Here is a 21025-nt window from a genome sequence, read left to right as displayed (position 1 = left end):
AGATTTTGAGGCTTTAAAAAGATGACTGATAACAACATGGCACTTGCCCAACTTGAGCCGGGCGAAGAAGCAATTATTGAATTTAGCGACGTGAATAAGTGGTACGGTGACTTCCACGTTCTAAAGAATATTAATTTTAGTATCCGTAAAGGCGAACGTATTGTTGTGTGTGGGCCGTCAGGTTCAGGTAAATCAACAATGACTCGCTGCATCAACCGTCTAGAGGAACACCAAAAAGGTTCGATCCTTGTTGACGGTATTGAGATGAACGATAACCTGAAAAACATCGAGGCAATCCGTAAAGATGTGGGCATGGTGTTTCAGCACTTTAACTTGTTCCCACATTTGACGATTCTTGAAAACCTGACATTGGCTCCGATCTGGGTACGTAAAATGCCTAAGAAAGAAGCTGAAGAGATGGCGATGCATTACCTTGAGCGAGTTAAAATCGCGAACCAAGCAGGTAAATATCCAGGTCAGCTATCCGGTGGACAACAACAACGTGTTGCGATCGCTCGTGGCCTATGTATGAAGCCTCGCATCATGCTTTTTGATGAGCCAACATCTGCACTTGATCCTGAAATGATCAAAGAAGTATTGGATGTAATGGTTCAACTAGCAGACGAAGGCATGACCATGGTGTGTGTAACACACGAGATGGGCTTCGCTAAAACCGTTGCTGACCGTGTTGTCTTCATGGATGCGGGAGAAATTGTGGAAGCAAATACGCCACACGAGTTCTTCGAGAACCCACAGCATGATCGTACTCAGTTGTTCTTAAGCCAAATCCTGAACCACTAATTACGATGTAAAAACTAAAGAAATTAGACTTCTTTGAAAAAGGCTCCTGTTGGAGCCTTTTTTATTAACCTATAGTTATACATGCAAGCTTATATAAGATATAAAGGCAGCGCTAATTTGACTATGGGACCAACAGAAGTGGACCACGCACCAACATTCGTACGCATAATTCATTTTTCAGATAGCAGTGGCAAAGTTCAGGCTCTCTTCAGCCAGAACCGCTTCCTCGACCTTACGGCGTTATCACGCCTAACCAAGCGACGCTTGCTGCCGCGATCAGTCTCTCCCATAAATGGCGACGTATTACTTGATGCCAATAGGACCCCGACCTACATCGACAAGTCACTGCTCAATGAAGAACGTGTTGCCCTGCAACATGACAAAAACACGGACGCTGACTATCTTGCTCGAAACACCATGAGTGGCCGTCAACTAGGTGAAAAGCTTGCCAGTCAACTTACTTACATTGAGAACATCACCCATACTCCGGAAAACATGCAATATCCCGTTATCGACATGGGCAATGATGAAGATCAAATGCGTGTCGCGTTAGGTCGATTTCAATCTATTCGATTAAAGCAGCGCCTTGAAGAAACACTGGAAATCCCACCGCTGTCAGGCTCCAGCTCTCAGATTATTCAGCTTTGCGCTGACCCCAACGCAAACTCTGAGCAGCTTTGTAAAATAGTCAATTTGGATCCTAGTTTATCCGCCCAAGTCATTAGTTGGGCTTCATCTCCGTACTATGGCGTAACGGACCCAGTGGAATCAATCGAAGACGCCATCATTCGCGTGCTTGGGTTTGATATGGTGATGAACCTTGCTCTTGGGTTATCCATGGGAGGCGTGTTCGATTTACCTAAAAATGGACCAAAACATTACGATGATTTTTGGTTCAATGCGGTGTCGCATGCGGTTTTAATGGAAGCCCTAGTGAAAGCCATTTCGGCGGATCATCCAAAACCCCGTTTGGGTCACGCCTATTTAGCAGGACTACTTCATAACTTCGGTTACTTGGCAATCAGTGTCATTTTACCGCCGCACTTTTCTATCTTATCGCGTAATTTGGAAGCCAATGCCCATTTACCCAGCGACGTTGTTGAAATGCAAGTATTGCACTTTACAAAGGAGCAGCTCGGGGCGTGGTTACTCAAACACTGGAATATTCCATCCAGTATTTATGGTGCTGTGCGCTACTGCAAAGACAAAAATTACCAAGGAGAGCATCAGCTATTAGCTAACCTGCTTCATGTGGCAAACAACCTACTCAATGAACAACATATCGACGACGAACTTTTGACGACGTTAGGATTAAGCGAAGAAATCGCGTTACAATGTCGCTCGCGAGTTTTAAACTCCTCGCAAGACTTGAGAGACATGGTAAATCTGATACGCGGCGAGACATGACGTTACTGAATCAAAATGCAGCTCGACAATTTAATTATGAGTGGCACCAATTAAGCCGTGAAAATCGCCAGCAAATCCCAAACGCAATTCTACCGTGGGTCAGCACATCCGACTCTTTAACCGCACGATTGCGACACGCTGGCGCATTCAAAGTAGAAGTGGTGAGTGATTACATAGGCTCACCAACATTAAGAGAGCGCACTCGGCTTGGCTTGCGCTCACGAGAGCAAGCTCGTATACGTACCGTCTTACTGTATTGCAATCAAGATGTCGTGATCTATGGCCGATCCATCATTCCACTTCGATCCATTCGAGGTCATTGGCGCTGCTTGTCTAAGCTTGGAGACAAACCTCTGGGCGGCTACCTGTTTAAAAGTAAAAAACTTACTCGCAGCCCAATCGAAATCACACAGCTACCTTCTGGCTTAATGCAGAATTCAGATGAGAGCTTATGGGCGCGACGTTCTGTTTTCTATGGCTATGGACCCGGTATATTGGTGAATGAAGCGTTTTACCCTACTATAGGACAGCTAAGGTGGGGACGACTATGAACAGCGTTAACAACACGCCGAACTTTGTGGTGTACATCATCACTCACAGCACAGCGCCCCTTAGTGCAAACAACATTGAGTTAAACCCTTTTTACTAGGACACGTATAACCACAATGAGTAAACTCACTGATTACGCAGACCTTACCCGATTCAATCGCCCTATTGGCTCGCTTTTGTTAATGTGGCCGACGTTATGGGCGCTCTGGCTGGCGGCGGACGGTTGGCCAGAATGGCACTTGGTGCTGATCTTCGTATTGGGAGTATTCAGTATGCGCTCTGCGGGCTGCGTCATTAATGATTACGCCGACAGAAAAGTAGACGGTCATGTCGACAGAACAAAAAACCGCCCTCTGCCATCCGGCCGAGTTACCGAAAAAGAAGCCCTAATTGTCTTCGCGGGTTTAGTTCTTCTCAGTTTTGTTCTTGTTCTCTTCACAGACTTACGCACAATAGCGCTTTCGTTTGCAGGCTTATTTTTAGCGGCTCTGTATCCCTTTATGAAACGCTATACTCATCTGCCTCAAGTGTTTCTTGGATTGGCCTTCTCTTGGGCCATTCCCATGGCTTACAGTGCTCAAGGCGGCAATCTACTCGATACTCAACTTTGGATGTTGTTTGTCGCTAACCTATTCTGGACCGTTGCATACGACACCTACTACGCAATGACAGACCGCCCAGACGATTTGAAGATCGGCGTTAAATCTACCGCAATATTGTTCGGCCAATACGACTTGTTTATCATTATCGTGTTGCAAGGTTTAACGCTGTCTTTATTAACATGGATTGGTGTGACCTCTGACCTTTCTTGGCCGTACTTTTTCGGCTTAGTTGTTTCGGTTTTCTGGTTCTTTCAACAGTATCAACAAGCAAAAGATAGGGAACGCCAAGCTTGTTTTCGTTCTTTCCTAGATAACAATAGAGTTGGCTATACGGTCTTTATTGGTTTAGTTTTGAGCTACATAATCTAAAACCGTACACTTTTTACGTCTATTCATGTCTTAATTGTGGCATAGTTATGACATTTTAATGTAATTGTCATATTTACTCGCTTAAATATTCACCGTTCCTGAGATGAGGATAAATCCCGTGACCGGTAAGAAAGTACTTATCATTGATGACGAAGCACCAATAAGAGAAATGATTGCCGTAGCGCTTGAAATGGCTGGCTACGAATATTTTGAAGCAGAAAATGCGCAACACGGACATGAGATCATTGTCGATCATCGTCCTGACTTGATTCTTGTGGACTGGATGATGCCAGGTGGAAGCGGTATTGAGCTTACTCGCCGTCTTAAAAAAGACAGCACGACAGCCGAAATTCCCGTGATCATGTTGACCGCAAAAAGTGAAGAGGACAATAAAATTCAGGGGTTAGAAGCAGGGGCGGATGATTACATCACTAAACCTTTTTCTCCCAGAGAGTTAGTTGCACGCCTCAAAGCAGTACTGCGACGTGCGACACCTCAAGGTGTGGATGAGCCTATAGAAGTAGACGGCCTACTTTTGGACCCGATCAGTCAACGCGTTAGTATCGGTAATAAGCCGTTAGAAATGGGACCGACTGAGTACCGATTGTTAAAATTCTTGATGACACATCAGGAACGCGCGTATTCTCGTGCTCAATTATTGGATCAAGTATGGGGTGGAAATGTTTATGTCGAAGAACGCACCGTTGACGTACATATCCGTCGCCTGCGCAAAGCGATTGGCAGCACACACGATTCTTTGATTCAAACAGTTCGCGGTACAGGATACCGATTTTCCGCTAAACGAACTGCTTAGAAACGTTTAAACAGCAAAACGGATTGTAAAAGAAACATGAAACGAATCTGGAAACAGGCTCTGCTAAATTGGGTTGTTGGTTTTGTCGCAACTTTTGCAATCGGCTTTGTATTGGGAAACATTGCGCTTGCGCTGCTGCTTTATGTATTAGTGAGTCTAGCGTGGCAAATGTATCAACTTTACCAGTTTCATTCATGGTTACGCCGTTCTGGCAAAGCCTCGCCTCCAGAAACCAGTGGTATCTGGGGAGAGGTATTTGACGCCGTTTACCGTCTGCAAAAAAAGCAGCGAAAATCGAAACGTAAAATGCGTCAGGCCCTAAATCGAATAGAGAATTCAACCGCCGCCTTAAAAGAAGGCGTCATTATGGCGGACAATCAGGGCAATTTGGAATGGTGGAACAACTCTGCTGGGAACTTTCTCGGATTAGTCCGTCCTGTCGACCGCAGCCAAGCTATCACCAATATTGTTCGCAATCCCGATTTTTATCGTTACTTTACCCAAAAGCGATTTGGCGAGCCTCTTATTATCAAGAGTCCGGCAAAAGAAGGCGTATATCTGGAAATACAAACTACATTGTATGATCAAAACGACCATTTGATCTTCATCCGTGATGTGACTCGCCTTCAACTGCTAGAGCAAATGCGTAAAGACTTCGTGGCGAATGCCTCACACGAACTCAAAACACCTCTGACGGTGATCAAAGGCTATTTAGAAACTCTGGGCATGTTCAAAGACAATCTCCCTCAGAGTATGCAGCGCGGCATCGACAATATGTCGGATCAATCCGATCGCATGGAAAACCTGATCGAAGACCTGCTTCTTCTCTCTCGCCTCGAAAGCAACGATAAACGAGAAAATGATACTTGGCTTCACATTTCAGATCTCTTCTCAGCGATTGAAAAAATGGCGCAACCCATTCTGCTCCCCGAACACACTTTAGTCTTTAGTGAAGCCAAAGGGGCGCAAGTCTACGGCTCCTATAACGAGCTCTACAGTGCGTTTTCAAATCTCGTCGTTAATGCCATTAAATATTCTCCAAATGGCGGAGAAATTCGCGTGAAGTGGGAATCAGACGACGTAAGCGGTCTATTTTCAGTACAAGATGAAGGATTAGGTATCGACCCTCGCTATATCCCTCGATTAACCGAACGTTTTTTCCGAGTAGATAAAGGCCGTAGCTCTAAGACAGGAGGGACAGGGTTAGGGCTTGCGATCGTTAAGCACGTTTTACTGCATCACTCTGCAAAACTGCAAATTCGAAGTCAGCCTAGGTTCGGCAGTACATTCTCATGCCATTTCCCTATGGAGCGCATCAAAAACGATGTACTACAGGGTAACGACAACCTATCAAGCCAAACACACAATCAGCAAACAAGCTAAACCGCTTGTTTGCTTTGTATTAAAGGCTTTCAAAAAGCGCTTTCACAAACGCTTCTTTTTCCTCATCTTGATCAATCAGGCCCAACACTACGGTAAGAAACGCAGAATCATGCTTCTTATCCGTTGTTGCAACCGACTGAATAAAGTAATTGAGGCGATTTACTTTTTTCTCGAATTCCAAATCAAGTACCGCTTGCCCTAATACCTGAGGGATTACATCGTCACTTTTAATAAGAACCGTGGCTTCGGTTTTCGCGAACTTAACCACCATACAACGGAACTGTTTACCTTCGAAGCGCACCAACGTCGGAATTTTAACGTCTTTAACAGAGACTTCAGTCGTTGGATTAACGATCTTTGGTGACGCATTTTTTGGCGCCTTACTGGCACCGCCCATCAAAACATCCAACGAAGCAGTGGCAACGCCACCTGAACTCGGAGCGGCTTTTGCTGGGGTATTTCCCGAGCGAAGTTTTTTGTCTATGCCGTGTTTTTTTGCCGCAGATATGATCTTTTGGTTAAGCTGCTCAGCAGAAAAAGGTTTACCGAGATAATCCGTTACACCAGATTGAACAGCCTCAACAACGTGAGATTTATCGCCACGGCTGGTGATCATCACAAAAGGCAGCGTTTCCTTTGCGTACTGCGGCTGCTCACGGCACCATTTCAATAACTCAACGCCGGTCATTTCCGGCATTTCCCAGTCACACAGAACCATATCAAACTGTATTTTCTGAAGCAGCTGTTGAGCTTTTCGCCCGTTTACTGCTTCTTCAACCGTCATACCGGGGAAGGATTTTCGTACAGAACGTTTTATAAGATCACGTGTAAACGATGCATCGTCTACAACCAAAATTTTTAAAGACATGCAAGCGCCTGTTTTTATTGCCTATTGTTAATTTTTAGTCGTTACTAAACGCGTTTTGTGTACTCGCAAGCTCAAAACGGTCACTGAATTGGTCAATCCACAGCAATGTCGCAGCAACCACAGCAATAGGCATTACAAACAAATTCAAAAACGGAACAGTCAACCCTACCATTACGATGAAACCAAAGGTCCAACATAACAAAGGCTTACTGCGAAGAGCCTCTCTCATTTCACGGAAACTTAACTTATGATTATCAAAAGAGTAATCCATATACTGGATCGCAAGCATCCAAGCTGAGAAAAGTAATAATAAAATAGGAGATACAAGGTTTATCACAGGAACAAAAGAAAGGAGAAGCAATACAATCAATCTGGGTAAAAAGTAGAACAGTTTTTGCAGCTCTCGTTGGATTGATCTGCCCGCGATTTTAACCACTTCGCTCAAGCTCAGTGTCGACTCGAACTGATGTCCGGTTTCTTTTTCTTCTACTTTTTCAGCAAGAAATGCCATAAAAGGCGCCGCTATAATATTAACGCCCACAGAAAAACTGTAAAAAAACAGAACCGCTACAATTCCGCCAAATACCAGTAAGAAAAGCCAATTTAAGAAGCTCATCCAGTCTGGCAAAAAGCCCATTAAGAAATCCACAGCCGAACCAAAATAAGACAACGCAACCATATACAGTAGCGCCATCAGGGCGATGTTGGCAACCAGCGGAGCGAGAATAAAGAGACGCATTCCGGGAGACAAAATAATAGGCAATGACTTAAAAAAAGCGCCAACAACTTGAAAAGGTTGGATAATCACATTTATACCTTTCGATAAGAATCCATTAGATAAGCCAAGAATATCATGGCTTGATATTTGGCTCTATAAAACCTCTGCAAATTGCGTTATATATAAAAACAGAACGCCCTAATGCACATACGTTCCGCTGTCGAATGCCATCCAAATCATTGAAAGGACTATCATGAAGAGTAAATCGAGTTTGCGCCTAGCCGCATTTTTTTCCGCCACCCTTTCTTGTTTATCTGTCCACGCTGCCGTGATACCAGAAGGCGTTACCCTATCGCCTGTTCAAGATATTGTTAGAAACGGTGGTCAAGAACCTACCTCCATCGACCCACAGCTGATTCAGGAGGATGCAGGCTGGATACGCGCTTTCGACTTATTCGAAGGGTTGTACAGTCAAGATTCCGAAGGAAACCTTGAGCCCGGTGTCGCAAGCAGTTACGCCGTTAACGAAGACAATACGGTTTACACCTTTAATTTGCGCAAAGATGCAAAGTGGTCAAATGGTGACTCCGTTACAGCGCATGACTTTGTTTATGGTTTTCAGCGCGCAGTAGCCCCTAAAACGGCCTCACCATACGCTTGGTATATGCAAATTCCGTCTATCGTGAATGCGGATCATATTATCAATGGCGACATCGAACCGTCTGAATTGGGCGTAAAAGCGTTGGACGACTATACCTTCCAAGTGACACTTGAACGTCCTGTACCTTATTTCATGAAGATGATCACTTACCCCACTATGTTTCCAGCACCAAAGAAAGCCATAGAGAAATGGGGCGCATCGTGGACGAAACCAGAACACATCGTTTCAAACGGCGCATATACTTTGAAAACGTGGAACGTGAATGAAAAGATGGAGCTTGTACGAAATCCACAGTATTGGAATAACGCCGAAACCGTCATTAACAAGGTGACCTATTTGCCAATCACCGACGGAAGCGCTCAATTTAAACGCTATCAAGCAGGTGACTTAGACGTTTCTGGATTCCCTCTCTCTCACTTTAAAAAGATTAAAAAAGACTTACCAAATGACGTCCGCATCGATCCTATGCTGGGCATCTACTACTATATTTTCAACACAAACGTTGCGCCGTTTAACGATATACGCGTTCGTAAAGCGCTGTCTTATAGTATTGATAGAGAAATGATCACGAAATACGTATTAGGCACTGGGCAGCTTCCTGCCTACGGCTTTGCTCCAGAAGCCGTCGCTGGCTATACGCCGCCTAAACTTGATTACTCAACGTGGACACAAAAAGAGCGTGATAACAAAGCGATGGCGCTTCTTAAAGACGCGGGCTACTCCAAATCCAATCCTTTGAGTTTCACTTTACTCTACAACACTAATGAGTTTCATAAAAAACTGGCCATTGCCATTGCCGCTATGTGGAAAAAGACCCTAGGGGTAAAAGTCACGTTAGAAAACCAAGAATGGAAAACAGCGCTCTCCACCATGAGCGCAGGTAATTTTCAGGTTGGTCGCTATGCGTGGATCAGTGACTACAACGAAGCTTCCAGTACGTTGGATGTACTGACGTCTGAGCACGGAAATAACTATGGGCATTACCAACGTCAAGCGTACGATAATTTAATGAATCAATCGCGCACGATGAAAGACCCATCTAAGCAGTATCAAGCGGCTGAAAAAATCGCAATCGAAGAAGATATGGCCGTTGCACCCATCTATCAATACACCTCAGTAAAAGTGGTTAAGCCTTATGTTGGCGGTTATAACCCGAACCCACAAGCAGTCGTATACACTCGTAACTTGTATATAAAATCCCACTAAATCATCTAAAAGCCTTTTAAAATATTGTTTTAAAAGGCTTTTCTAATCATGAAATAAACAGCATAGATTTTTTCATACAAACGCTTTCACGAAACGCATAGCCTGATTCGTTATTTCGATTGTGACTGTTTAGGAATTGTTGAACTATGGATACTCACGGTAAGTCTAGAACCATTCCAGCCCTACCCTATAGACAACAGCAACACCATAAAAAACGTTAAGGAACCTTTGTATGAAACTCAAACAATCACTGATTGCCAGTGCTGTGCTTGCAGCAGCGTTAGGCGCATCCTACGTTCAAGCCGCTAAAGTACCAGAAGGCGTGAAATTAGCCGCAGTTCAAGAAATCGTTAAAGGCGGTGAATCCGAACCTGCGACACTTGACCAGCAAAAACTGCAGGGTACGCCCGGCTCACTTCGTGGTCGTGATTTGTTTGAAGGATTGTTTAACGAAGATGGCGACGGCAACCTAATTCCCGGTGTCGCAACAAGCTACGACGCCAATGAAGACAACACCGTATATACGTTCCACCTGCGCGACGATGCAAAGTGGTCAAATGGCGACTCCGTAACCGCACACGACTTCGTTTTCGCGTTCCAACGCTTAGTTGACCCTAAAACAGCGGCTGATTACGCTTGGTTTGCTGAGCTTCCTGGTATGATCAATGCGACCGACATCATTAACGGTAAAAAACCTGCAACAGAGTTAGGCGTAGAAGCGGCGGATGACTATACATTCGTTGTTCGTCTAGAAAAGCCAAACGCTTACTTCCCGAAGATGACGATCCACAACACGCTTTTCCCTGCACCTAAAAAAGTCATCGAAAAATGGGGTGATGACTGGACCAAACAAGACCATATTGTCTTTAACGGCGCTTACGTTTTGGATAAGTGGAATGTGAATGAAAAAATGGTGCTAGTACGTAACCCTATGTACTGGAACGACAAAGAAACCGTCATCAACAAAGTAACCTATTTGCCGATTCCAGATGTATCTGTTGAATTTAAACGCTATCAAGCGGGTGAAATGGATCTGACCTCTTATACAGGCATCCCGACCAACCGCTACAAACAATTAATGAAAGACACGCCTGATGAAGTGCATATCACGCCTCAGCTTGGTACTTATTACTACCTATTCAATACAACCAAAGCACCGTTTGACGACGTTCGTGTTCGTAAAGCGCTGTCTTACGCCATCGACCGAGATATCATTGTTAAATACGTTAAGGGAACGGGTGAACTGCCAGCCTACGGCTTTACTCCAGACATTGTGAACGGATTTAATCCTATCAAGCCAGATTACGCAACGTGGACTCAAGCAGAGCGAAATGAGAAAGCCAAAGAGCTACTTGCAGAAGCAGGTTTTGGCCCTTCCAACCCATTGAAATTCCCACTGCTGTACAATACAAACGACCAACATAAAAAAGTGGCGGTTGCGATCGCTTCTATGTGGAAGAAAAATATTGGTGTAACAGCAACGCTTGAAAACCAAGAATGGAAAACCTACCTTGATACACGTAACACTCAGAACTTCTCAGTTGCGCGTGCAGGCTGGATCGGTGACTACAACGAAGCCTCTACCTTCTTGCAAATTCTAACCACGACAGCGGGCAGCAACGACGGTAAATACAGCAACGCTGAATACGACCGACTAATGAATGAAGCCTCTTCTATGCAGGACCCTTCTGTGAACTACGCAAAAGCAGAAGATATTCTGATCAATCAAGATATGGGTATTGCTCCAATCTATACCTACATCACTAAACGTCTAGTGAAGCCTTATGTTGGCGGCTACATGCCAAACCCAGAAGACAACACTTACACACGCGATCAGTACATTATCGCTCACTAAGTAAGACCGTTGTTTGTATGACTCAGCATGCTGTGCTGAGTCATACTCTTTACTATTTGCTTTTACGTTTCAAACGCTGGTAATAACCTGACGTTAGAATCAGTTGTATTACCTCGGACATTACTTATGCTCTCATTGATTTTAAAACGCATTTTAGAAGCCATTCCGACATTGCTGGTGTTGATCACTGTGTCCTTCTTTTTGATGCATTTCGCTCCCGGCAGCCCGCTTACCTCAGAGCGTGGACTACCACCGGAAATTATGGCTAACATCGCCGCCAAGTATCATCTGGACGAACCCGTTACATCGCAATATTTGCGCTACCTTTGGAATATATTACAAGGGGATCTAGGGGCGTCTTTTGTTCATAAAGATTTTACAATCAATGATCTTGTCGCTCAGAGTTTTCCTGTTTCAGCAGAAATCGGCGTATGGTCGTTTATAGTCGCCGTGGTAATTGGTGTCGGATGCGGTATTTTTGCTGCGCTTCGCCAAAATTCATGGATTGATTACTCCGTTATGGCGTTTGCAAACCTAGGGATCGTGTTGCCAAACTTTGTGTTAGCACCACTCTGTATCCTATTCTTCTCTATCTATTTGCAATGGCTTCCTTCTGGAGGCTGGAACGATGGCGCTTGGCCTTATCTGGTCATGCCTGTTATCGCCATGTCCACCAGTTACATCGCTCAAATCGCCCGTATTACACGCGGCAGCATGATCGAAACCATGCACTCTAATTTTATTCGTACCGCTCGTGCAAAGGGTTTACCCGGCTATAAAATAGTCCTCCAACACGCCCTTCGCCCTGCTATCGTGCCGGTTTTATCGTATCTTGGCCCTGCTTTTGTCGGCATCATTACTGGATCCGTCATTGTTGACGTCTATTTCAGCACCGGTGGCATCGGACAACACTTTGTGAATGGCGCCATCAACCGCGATTACCCTATGGTTATGGCGGTGACGATTTTGATCGGCTCACTCACTATTCTTTTTAATGCGATCGTCGATATTTTGTACGCGTTGATCGATCCTAAAATTCGTTACTAGGTAGCTTTGCAATGATTACAACCAAAGACAAAGTTGATGTCGTAGAAGCGTTCGCAGAGCAGGTTGTCGAAGTAGAAGGCCGAAGCCTTTGGCAAGATGCACGTCGACGTTTTTTCTCGAACCATGCAGCGGTTCTGAGTTTAATTATTCTCGGATTAATCGCCCTTATTTCTCTTTTTGGCCCATGGCTAAGTCAATGGAACTACGACGATATTGATTGGGAAGCCCTTTCAGACATTGCTACTCTGGGCCGCCCGAACATTGAAAACGGGCACTATTTTGGCACCGATCCTTTAGGGCGCGATATTTTTGTACGCACCTTACAAGGAGGGCAAATCTCCTTGATGGTTGGTTTGATGGGCAGCTTAGTCGCTATCGTCATAGGTACGTTATACGGTGCGACATCTGGCTACCTAGGTGGCCGTGTCGACAGCTTAATGATGCGTGTGCTTGAGATCCTGAACTCATTTCCATTCATGTTTTTCGTCATCATCATGATGACGCTATTTGGCCGACACATCGTTTTGATTTTTGTCGCGATTGGCGCAATCTCTTGGCTGGACATGGCCAGAATCGTCCGTGGACAAACATTAAGCCTGAAAAATAAAGAGTACATTGAAGCCGCTCATGCTTGTGGCGTTTCAACGACGAATATTATCTTACGTCATATTGTTCCGAACGTGCTGGGTATCGTTGTGGTGTACGCGACATTGCTTGTGCCCAATATGATTTTATTGGAATCCTTTATCAGTTTCCTTGGGCTGGGTGTTCAAGAACCTATGACCAGTTGGGGAGCTTTGATCTCAGAAGGAGCTGTGAACATGGAAATCGCCGTATGGCAATTAGCATGGCCACTTGGCTTCTTAGTCGTAACACTCTTTTGTTTTAACTTCCTCGGTGACGGTCTACGCGACGCACTGGATCCGAAAGACCGCTAGGGGGAAATAATGAACTTACTTGATGTAAACAATCTACGCGTTAACTTTGGCACACCGGATGGCTACGTTACCGCCGTAAATAACTTGAATTTTTCTCTTGCTCAAGGAGAAACCCTTGGCATTGTAGGAGAGTCAGGATCAGGCAAAAGCCAAACAGCATTTGCGCTGATGGGTCTTTTGGCTAAAAACGGTCTCGTTGAAGGTGAGGCTCTGTTTGAAGGTAAAAATATTCTTGGGTACAACGAAAAAGCGATGAATCGCGTGCGTGCGGAAAAAATCGCGATGATTTTCCAAGATCCTATGACGTCTTTAAACCCTTACATGAAAGTCGGTAAGCAACTGATGGAAGTCCTAATGTTGCACAAAGGATACAGTAAGGCCGACGCGTTTGAAGCATCAGTGAAGATGTTGGATGCGGTAAAAATGCCCGAAGCACGCAAACGCATGAACATGTACCCTCACGAATTTTCAGGCGGTATGCGCCAACGAGTCATGATCGCCATGGCACTATTGTGCCAGCCTAAACTGCTGATAGCAGACGAACCTACAACGGCTTTGGATGTGACCGTACAAGCGCAAATACTCACGCTTTTAAATGAACTAAAAGATGAGTTCAATACTGCCATCATTATGATCACCCACGATCTCGGTGTCGTCGCAGGGTTGTGCGACAAAGTACTGGTCATGTACGCAGGCAGAACCATGGAATACGGTGAAACGAGCGATGTGTTCTATCGCCCTACTCACCCTTACACAAAAGGGTTATTGGAAGCCATACCTCGCTTAGACGCCAATGACGATGTACTTGCAACGATTCCCGGCAACCCTCCAAACCTTCTTAGCCTTCCAGCGGGCTGTCCTTTTCAAGCGCGCTGTGTGCACGTTGAAGATCGTTGTCGCAAAGAAGCGCCGAATCTGGAGGAATATCAACAAGGGAAATTACGTGCTTGTCATAAGCCCATCGATTTCGGAGTCGCATCATGAGCCTAGACCAAAACAATCAAACGTCTGATAAAAAGCTCTTAATGGACGTAAAAGACCTTAAAGTCCACTTTAATATTAAAAAAGACAACGCTTTACCTTGGTCTAAAGGCCAAACGTTAAAAGCAGTTGATGGCGTCAGTTTAAGTATTTACGAAGGTGAAACACTGGGGATCGTTGGCGAATCAGGGTGTGGTAAATCAACCTTAGCACGAGCGCTTTTACGACTGTTACCGATTACAGAAGGTCATGTTGTCTGGTTGGGGCAGGATTTAACTCAGCTTGATAAAAAGCAAATGCGAGATAAGCGCCAAGAGCTGCAAATGATTTTCCAAGATCCCTTGGCATCGTTAAACCCTCGTATGACCGTAGGCGAGATCATTGCAGAGCCACTCAAGACGTTCCACCCTTCTCTGTCTAAAGAAGAAGTACGTGATAAGGTCAAATCCATTATGACACGCGTTGGGTTATTGCCGAATGTCATTAACCGTTATCCGCACGAGTTTTCGGGAGGACAATGTCAGCGTATTGGTATCGCACGCGCATTGATTTTAAAACCCAAGCTCATCGTATGTGATGAACCCGTTTCGGCATTAGATGTGTCGATTCAGGCACAAGTCGTTAATTTGCTTAAAGAATTGCAAGCAGAGATGGGTCTCTCTTTGGTCTTCATCGCCCACGATTTGAGTGTTGTAAAACACATTTCTGATCGCGTTTTGGTGATGTACCTAGGTAATGCAGTGGAGCTGGCCGATAAAGAATCCCTGTATGCCAAACCCACTCATCCATACACGCGTGCTTTACTTTCCGCCGTGCCCATTCCCGATCCGGATCTGGAAAGAAAGAAAAAAGTTCAGTTGCTTGTGGGCGATTTGCCGTCCCCTATCAACCCGCCGTCGGGGTGTGTTTTTAGAACACGTTGTCCACATGCTAACGAAAATTGCGCGCAGTCTAAACCTGTCTTATCGCCAATTGAAACGAATCACATGGCAGCCTGCATTCGCTTAGAAGACATCGCTTAGACAATTCCTTCAGTAACGTTTAATCAGAAAATAGAAAAAAACACATAAAAAAAGCCATGTTCGTATCAAAAACGAACATGGCTTTTTCAATTCTAACGCCCCACTCACTTTACTGGGCGAGATTCGCTCCCGATATTTCATTCTCTAACGCCGCTTTTCGCTTCAAACGAATGGTTAAACACAGCACCGTAAAAGCAAGAGAAAAAGTAACGGCATTGGCGATAATGATCGGGAGATCCTTCGCGAGAATGCCATATATCAACCACAGAAAGACCCCGCTGGTGAAGACGCTATACATACTTAACGAAATGCCGTCGATATTGCGTGTCTTAATAATTGCCCATACTTGAGGCACGAACGAAAGCGTTGTACTAAAGGCTGCGAGCAACCCAATAATTGTCATAGTATCCAAAATACACCCTTATAAAGCGACTTTAAGTGAAAACAGTTTTAGGAGGTGAAATACAATTCATACGATGAACTGTGTGTCAGGGCGACAAAAGCTCGATCAATGAAGGTCGTTTACCAAACAATTATTATTTTTAGACGGAAGGACTTAGCCGGATTTCACTGTTGTTAATTGCTGCTATTTTAGACATTGTTTACCACTTAGCATAGTGCTATAAAGTGTCGAATTTCTAAGAATCATAAAAAATAGGCAATTGAATGCAAAATTCCCGTTATTCTTCTCAGACACGTCGTTTCATGGGCTATTTATTCCTACTCCTTTGCCTATTTTCGACGACTGTTTCAGCCTTGGAAATGCCGAAAAACAGAGTGGTGTTAACCGTCACTGGGCAAATCACCAATACCAACTCAAACCAAGCCGCTAAATTCGATCTGGACATGCTATCGAGTCTTCCTACTGCGACCATTCTGACCGATGCCCCTTGGACGAAAACCGTCCATAAATACGAAGGGTTTTACTTGCAAGATTTACTGAAAGTCGTGAACGCACACGCCTCGACGGTTCGAGTAACCGCACTTAACGAGTACATTAGCGAAATTCCCATTGAAGACTTCACAGAAAAAGGCGCTATAATTGCTACTCACATGGACGGCAAACGTATCAGTGTACGTAAATTGGGCCCTCTGCTTGTAATCTATGACTTCGACTCTCACCGAGAGTTACGAAAAGAGACCTACTTTGGAAGATCGGTCTGGCAAGTCAAGTCCATTGAATTTATAGAGTAAGGAATGTACTCACAACATGTCGAAACTTCTTAGGTCACAATGGCTGTTTGGTTCACGACAGTATTTAGGCTATGGGCTAATTGGCATGTTGCTCACGATGGTCATCGTGTGCTTTTTGCTGATACTGGCAGTCAGTGACGGCCAAAGAGCCAATAACCGCACTATTTTCGAAAGCTATCGTTGGAATGCGCTGCAACTTCAACTTCAAAGCTATCGATTCGAACAATTCCTTCTCAACGTACAAGACGACGATTTTCCACTACAAGGCGCTGCGTACGATCAATATGATATCGTCATGAGCCGCATTGATTTATTACGTAATAATCAGGTCGGCACGCTTTTTCGTAATTACACCGACGCTCGAACCATACGGTTACTGAACATCATCAATGGCGAGTTCGAACTAGTCAGTTTGGGCATCGAGCGTCTTGAGAACAACGATGCAACAGCGATAAAAAGGTTGCTTACCCGACTCGAACGCATCGCTCCTCAAATCAACGAATTTGTCGTTCTAACGCATCAAGATGCCAACAAATACGCAAACAGCAAACGACAGGAACTTAAATCTTGGCTAAGTTACATACAGCTGCTGGGCGGCATTTTCCTCGTTTGTTTGATCTTATTGCTGCTTATAAGTTATCGATCCATCCGAAACTTAAAGCAGGTCAATGACAAGTGCTACGCATTAGAATCTAAATTACAGGACGTTCTTGAAGAAAAAACCGACACACTGACCATGATTTCTCAAGAAGTCCGCGCCCCTCTTAACGCCGTGTTAGGCGTCTCAGGCAGTTTAAGTAAAGGGCCTTCCGCTGAACGCAGTAAGGATCTTGGGCGTCGACTGGAAGAATACGGGACACAACTGCTAGGCAGCATCGAGATGTTGCAAGATTTAGCTCTGATCGATGTACAACAATTGGAGCTTGCACCAAAATCAGGGTCCGTTCGCCTTAATATCGAAAGCTGTTTATTAAACAGCGGTCCTCAACTCAACCGCAAAGGGCTACGGTCAGTGTTTGTTGTAGACCCGTCTATTCCAGAAACCATCGTGGCAGACTTCTCCCGATTACGAGAAATTGTGCTCGCCCTGATTCAGAATGCCATTACTTTTACGCCTTCAGGTACAGTTAGCGTCATTTTACGTATGTCTGCGAATGAGCCGAATACCGTTAACCTATCCGACGAAAGTAGCGAACACGTTACCCAAATGATGCAAATAGCGGTAAGGGATACAGGGACTGGCCTGCCTCTCGCGATTCAAAAAGCCCTCAGAAACAACCCGCTGTTGGCTTCTCATTCAGAGAAGCATGCGGCAAAAGACATGAAGTTAGGCCTCACCCTGTGTCATAAGCTCATTTATTTAATGGGCGGCAACCTTCACTTTTCCAGTTCCTCCAGAAACGGGACAGAGTTTTGGGTTGATGTCCCAATCCACATAAAACACAATACGAAGGCGCTGTTTAATCCGCTTCTTAAGGACAAACACGTCTTGTTGGTTGATCCAGACAAGCATTTATCGCGTACCATTACCATATTACTCATGTCATATGGAATGCACGTAACCCATTCTGAAACAGCCGGTTTGCTGACAGATGAAGATTTCGATTTGGTGCTTTTAGCCCAAGATCTAGCGGTCAACAACGACGGCGTTGATTACCTTGTTGAGCTCTACAATAGCGGTATTCCGATTGTTGGAGATAAGCGCTACATCGGTGAACGCTGTCTTTCATTGCTGTCTGAAACTCAAATTAGATTTCCATATACGCACAATCAAACGGAACAAGAGCTGATTCGCCTTTTCACAGAGATGGAATCCAATGCAACATCAGAGTCTCTTTCTAAGGAGTGAACATGAGTAAGATCGACGATAATCTGTTAACGGAAGAACTCGTCAATGTAGAGCATTTATCCGAATTGAAACTCGTGATCGGATTGGACGCCTTAGACTCAATAAAAAAGACATACATTGCCGATGTGCAGCAAAAGTTCCCTGAGTTGCTGCAGCAATCCGAGCGCGGCAACTTTCATTCTATCCATCAACTCAGCCATTCTCTGAAATCAGCAAGCGCCAATATGGGGTTAGTACCGCTCAGCAAGTTGTATGCTGAAATAGAAAGTGCTGGAGAGAAGGAACAACATGAGTCTATTTTAGCGCTCATCCAACCCGTCCAAACCTTACAGAATGCTTCATTAACGGAGCTTAATAACGTATTTATGGCATTTGAAGCGCACGCTTTTGACGCTTCTATTTAGAAGCGTGTGCGGAAAACCTGACTGGAAACAATCACAAAAAACGCACCTCAAAACTGCCAATCAAAGTCTGTCGCTTCAATAAAAGAGTTGACCCAGTTCTCTAAACCAAACTGGTCTTCTTCAGTAAAACGGCCTTTTTCCGGACTGTCTATATCAAAAACACCGATAAATCGACTGTTGACCACGATGGGAATGACGATTTCAGATGCACTGTTCCCATCACAAGCGATATGGCCAGGAAACATATGCACATCTTCAATTCGCTGAGTCTTTAAAGATCGTGCGGCAGCACCACAAACACCTCGTGTAAAAGGGATACGAGTGCATGCGACTTTGCCAACATAAGGCCCTAATACCAGCTCTTCACCACGAGCAAAGTAAAACCCAGCCCAATTCACGTTTGGTAAGGCTTGCATAACAAACGCAGAAAATTGCGCTGCATTACAAATTAAATCTCGCTCTCCACTTAGCAGAGCGGACAGTTGTTTGTTTAACGTATTATAAGATTCTGTTTTAGGTAAGTTATCGCTTAGCTCAATGGTAAACATACTTCATCTCCTTACTCTTATCGTTATATGAAAATCATATGCCGAGACGACTCATAAAGAAAGAAGAGAGATTAAAAGAGCAAATGCGAAATAAACGTGAGGAAATGAAAGCGGGAAAAATTAATAATGGAGAAAATTAACAATAGAGAAAGTCATATTGTAAAACATAACCCCCGCCAGCGACATTCGAACGAGCGACGGGGGTTACGAGTTTTTAGCGCCGTAATTTACTTCTTGTCAGAAACTTCTTCAGACAACTGGCTGACAGGAACATGGCGTACATCCTGTCCTTTAACCAAGTAAATTAAATGCTGGCAGATATGCTGAGCATGATCGCCAATACGTTCAAGTGAGCGAAGTACCCAGATAACGTTGATCACACGTGTGATCGAACGAGGATCTTCCATCATGTAAGTCACTAAAGAACGCATCGCGGTCTTGAACTCCATGTCGACGTTGCGATCTTGCTTCGCTACGCGAATAGCGGCATCAACATCCAAACGCGCGTAAGCGTCCAACGCGTCGTGCACCATACGCGATACCATTTGACCGATACGATTGATTTCAACGTAACCGCGTGGCGATTCGCCTTCTTCAACCAATGTAATGGTCAAACGTGCAATTTTCTTCGCTTCATCACCAATGCGCTCAAGTTCACCCACGGCTTTACCGATGGACAAAATCATACGCAAATCGGTTGCTGCCGGCTGTCGCTTGGCAAGAATGCGAGTACATTCTTCGTCAATGATGCCGTCTAGCTGATTCACCGTCGCGTCTTTGTCTTTCACGTCTTCTGCAAGAGCGCCGTCGCTGTCCAACATAGACTGAATCGCATCTGCGACTTGATTTTCAACTACACCACCCATTGTTAGAAAATGCTGGCGTAATGTCTCTAGTTCAGCGTTGAACTGCTGAGAAATATGATCTGATGTGAATTCTGTCATGTTCCCTCTCCTCGACCTAACCGTAACGGCCAGTGATGTAGTCTTCAGTTTGCTGCTTAGTTGGGTTTGTGAACAGCGAATTAGTGTCGCCAAATTCAACCATGTCACCCATGTACATGAAAGCAGTATAGTCAGAAACACGAGCTGCCTGTTGCATATTGTGCGTTACGATGGCAATCGTGAATTCTTCTTTCAACTCGTGAATCAACTCTTCAATTTTCAATGTAGAGATGGGATCAAGTGCTGACGCAGGTTCGTCCAACAGCAAAACTTCAGGCTTAACAGCTACCGTACGAGCAATAACCAAACGCTGTTGCTGACCACCGGACATACCCAACGCACTTTCATGCAAACGGTCTTTTACTTCATCCCAAAGCGCCGCTGAGCGTAACGCCCATTCAACAGTTTCGTCGATAACACGCTTTTTATTAATACCTTGAATACGAAGGCCATACGCAACGTTTTCATAGATGCTTTTCGGGAATGGGTTTGGCTTTTGGAATACCATACCGACTCTACGACGAAGCTCTGCGACGTCCGTCCCTTTTTCATAAATATTTTGCTCATGAAGCCTGATTTTACCGTCAATGCGACAGCTATCTACCAAGTCATTCATGCGATTGAAACAACGCAATAACGTAGATTTACCACAACCAGAAGGACCGATGAACGCCGTTACCTTCTTTTCAGGAATGATCATATCGATGCCTTTCAGTGCTTCTTTTTCACCGTAATAAAGGTGAAGGTCTTCTACTGATAGACAAATTTTTTCATCTTCAATGCGCAACGGTTGTTGAGTACGCTGCATTGCAGAAATATCAATTGAGTGTGTTTTAGTTTCGCTCATAATCGTCTCTTCTCCGCC

21 protein-coding genes are annotated in these 21025 nt (G+C 44.6%); 15 read left to right on the top strand and 6 right to left on the bottom strand.

Annotation, left to right across the window (positions count from 1 at the left end; genetic code table 11):
• Positions 1-21 precede the first annotated feature (21 nt).
• From DFP79_RS11470 to phoR, 6 genes are all read left to right on the top strand, one after another.
• Positions 22-801: an amino acid ABC transporter ATP-binding protein gene (locus DFP79_RS11470; protein ID WP_013663240.1), complete on the top strand. Its 780-nt coding sequence runs from the start codon at positions 22-24 to the stop codon at positions 799-801.
• A gap of 138 nt (positions 802-939) precedes the next feature.
• Entirely contained in the window at positions 940-2208 is a 1269-nt protein-coding gene (locus tag DFP79_RS11465; protein WP_243730254.1) for an HDOD domain-containing protein, read from the top strand.
• Positions 2205-2759, top strand: a complete 555-nt coding sequence (locus tag DFP79_RS11460; RefSeq protein WP_133504078.1) for a chorismate--pyruvate lyase family protein — start codon at positions 2205-2207, stop codon at positions 2757-2759. Before DFP79_RS11465 ends, DFP79_RS11460 begins: the two co-directional genes overlap by 4 nt.
• Before the next feature lie 114 nt (positions 2760-2873).
• Positions 2874-3728, top strand: coding sequence for a 4-hydroxybenzoate octaprenyltransferase (gene ubiA, locus DFP79_RS11455; protein ID WP_133504077.1), 855 nt, complete (start codon positions 2874-2876; stop codon positions 3726-3728).
• 118 nt (positions 3729-3846) lie between these two features.
• On the top strand, positions 3847-4542 hold the full coding sequence (phoB, locus tag DFP79_RS11450) for a phosphate regulon transcriptional regulator PhoB (protein WP_133504076.1): 696 nt from the start codon (positions 3847-3849) through the stop codon (positions 4540-4542).
• A 36-nt stretch (positions 4543-4578) separates the two neighbouring features.
• Positions 4579-5925 carry a phosphate regulon sensor histidine kinase PhoR gene (gene phoR, locus DFP79_RS11445; RefSeq protein ID WP_133504075.1) on the top strand — a complete coding sequence of 449 codons (1347 nt, stop codon included), beginning with the start codon at positions 4579-4581 and terminating at the stop codon, positions 5923-5925.
• Between the two features lie 19 nt (positions 5926-5944).
• Here the strand turns inward: phoR and DFP79_RS11440 are convergent, their stop codons facing one another.
• Positions 5945-6793, bottom strand: a complete 849-nt coding sequence (locus tag DFP79_RS11440) for a response regulator (protein WP_133504074.1) — start codon at positions 6791-6793, stop codon at positions 5945-5947.
• 34 nt (positions 6794-6827) lie between these two features.
• Positions 6828-7601: a sulfate transporter CysZ gene (gene cysZ, locus DFP79_RS11435; RefSeq protein WP_133504073.1), complete on the bottom strand. Its 774-nt coding sequence runs from the start codon at positions 7599-7601 to the stop codon at positions 6828-6830.
• Between the two features lie 163 nt (positions 7602-7764).
• On the opposite strand from cysZ, the gene DFP79_RS11430 reads away from it, so the two are divergent.
• From DFP79_RS11430 to oppF, 6 genes are all read left to right on the top strand, one after another.
• The gene (locus DFP79_RS11430; RefSeq protein ID WP_133504072.1) at positions 7765-9378 is read left to right on the top strand and encodes a peptide ABC transporter substrate-binding protein; all 1614 of its coding nucleotides are present in this window, start codon (positions 7765-7767) and stop codon (positions 9376-9378) included.
• A gap of 232 nt (positions 9379-9610) precedes the next feature.
• Entirely contained in the window at positions 9611-11233 is a 1623-nt protein-coding gene (locus tag DFP79_RS11425; RefSeq protein ID WP_133504071.1) for an ABC transporter substrate-binding protein, read from the top strand.
• 126 nt (positions 11234-11359) lie between these two features.
• On the top strand, positions 11360-12280 hold the full coding sequence (gene oppB / locus DFP79_RS11420) for an oligopeptide ABC transporter permease OppB (RefSeq protein WP_133504070.1): 921 nt from the start codon (positions 11360-11362) through the stop codon (positions 12278-12280).
• Positions 12281-12291: 11 nt separating this feature from the next.
• Positions 12292-13218: an oligopeptide ABC transporter permease OppC gene (gene oppC / locus DFP79_RS11415; RefSeq protein WP_133504069.1), complete on the top strand. Its 927-nt coding sequence runs from the start codon at positions 12292-12294 to the stop codon at positions 13216-13218.
• Between the two features lie 9 nt (positions 13219-13227).
• Positions 13228-14202, top strand: coding sequence for an oligopeptide ABC transporter ATP-binding protein OppD (oppD, locus tag DFP79_RS11410; protein WP_133504068.1), 975 nt, complete (start codon positions 13228-13230; stop codon positions 14200-14202).
• The gene (oppF, locus tag DFP79_RS11405; RefSeq protein WP_166637693.1) at positions 14199-15221 is read left to right on the top strand and encodes a murein tripeptide/oligopeptide ABC transporter ATP binding protein OppF; all 1023 of its coding nucleotides are present in this window, start codon (positions 14199-14201) and stop codon (positions 15219-15221) included. The genes oppD and oppF overlap by 4 nt, the downstream gene beginning before the upstream one ends.
• Before the next feature lie 109 nt (positions 15222-15330).
• Here the strand turns inward: oppF and DFP79_RS11400 are convergent, their stop codons facing one another.
• Positions 15331-15624, bottom strand: coding sequence for a SemiSWEET transporter (locus DFP79_RS11400; RefSeq protein ID WP_133504180.1), 294 nt, complete (start codon positions 15622-15624; stop codon positions 15331-15333).
• 263 nt (positions 15625-15887) lie between these two features.
• Here DFP79_RS11400 and DFP79_RS11395 point away from each other — a divergent pair, with 263 nt between their 5' ends.
• The 3 genes from DFP79_RS11395 to DFP79_RS11385 are packed head-to-tail and all read left to right on the top strand — an operon-like array spanning position 15888 to position 18668.
• The gene (locus tag DFP79_RS11395) at positions 15888-16415 is read left to right on the top strand and encodes a putative pterin-binding protein (RefSeq protein WP_133504066.1); all 528 of its coding nucleotides are present in this window, start codon (positions 15888-15890) and stop codon (positions 16413-16415) included.
• Between the two features lie 16 nt (positions 16416-16431).
• Positions 16432-18264: a sensor histidine kinase gene (locus DFP79_RS11390; RefSeq protein ID WP_133504065.1), complete on the top strand. Its 1833-nt coding sequence runs from the start codon at positions 16432-16434 to the stop codon at positions 18262-18264.
• A gap of 2 nt (positions 18265-18266) precedes the next feature.
• The gene (locus DFP79_RS11385) at positions 18267-18668 is read left to right on the top strand and encodes an Hpt domain-containing protein (protein WP_133504064.1); all 402 of its coding nucleotides are present in this window, start codon (positions 18267-18269) and stop codon (positions 18666-18668) included.
• Positions 18669-18715: 47 nt separating this feature from the next.
• Here DFP79_RS11385 and DFP79_RS11380 read toward each other — a convergent pair whose 3' ends face one another.
• From DFP79_RS11380 to pstB, 3 genes are all read right to left on the bottom strand, one after another.
• Entirely contained in the window at positions 18716-19216 is a 501-nt protein-coding gene (locus DFP79_RS11380) for a GAF domain-containing protein (RefSeq protein ID WP_133504063.1), read from the bottom strand.
• A gap of 227 nt (positions 19217-19443) precedes the next feature.
• Positions 19444-20160, bottom strand: coding sequence for a phosphate signaling complex protein PhoU (gene phoU / locus DFP79_RS11375; protein ID WP_133504062.1), 717 nt, complete (start codon positions 20158-20160; stop codon positions 19444-19446).
• Positions 20161-20176: 16 nt separating this feature from the next.
• Positions 20177-21007 carry a phosphate ABC transporter ATP-binding protein PstB gene (gene pstB, locus DFP79_RS11370; RefSeq protein WP_133504061.1) on the bottom strand — a complete coding sequence of 277 codons (831 nt, stop codon included), beginning with the start codon at positions 21005-21007 and terminating at the stop codon, positions 20177-20179.
• Between the last annotated feature and the right edge of the window lie 18 nt (positions 21008-21025).

It is taken from the genome of Marinomonas balearica, assembly GCF_004362145.1.
In the GTDB taxonomy this organism is placed as follows: domain Bacteria; phylum Pseudomonadota; class Gammaproteobacteria; order Pseudomonadales; family Marinomonadaceae; genus Marinomonas; species Marinomonas balearica.
This window is presented reverse-complemented; position numbering and strand designations above follow the sequence as displayed.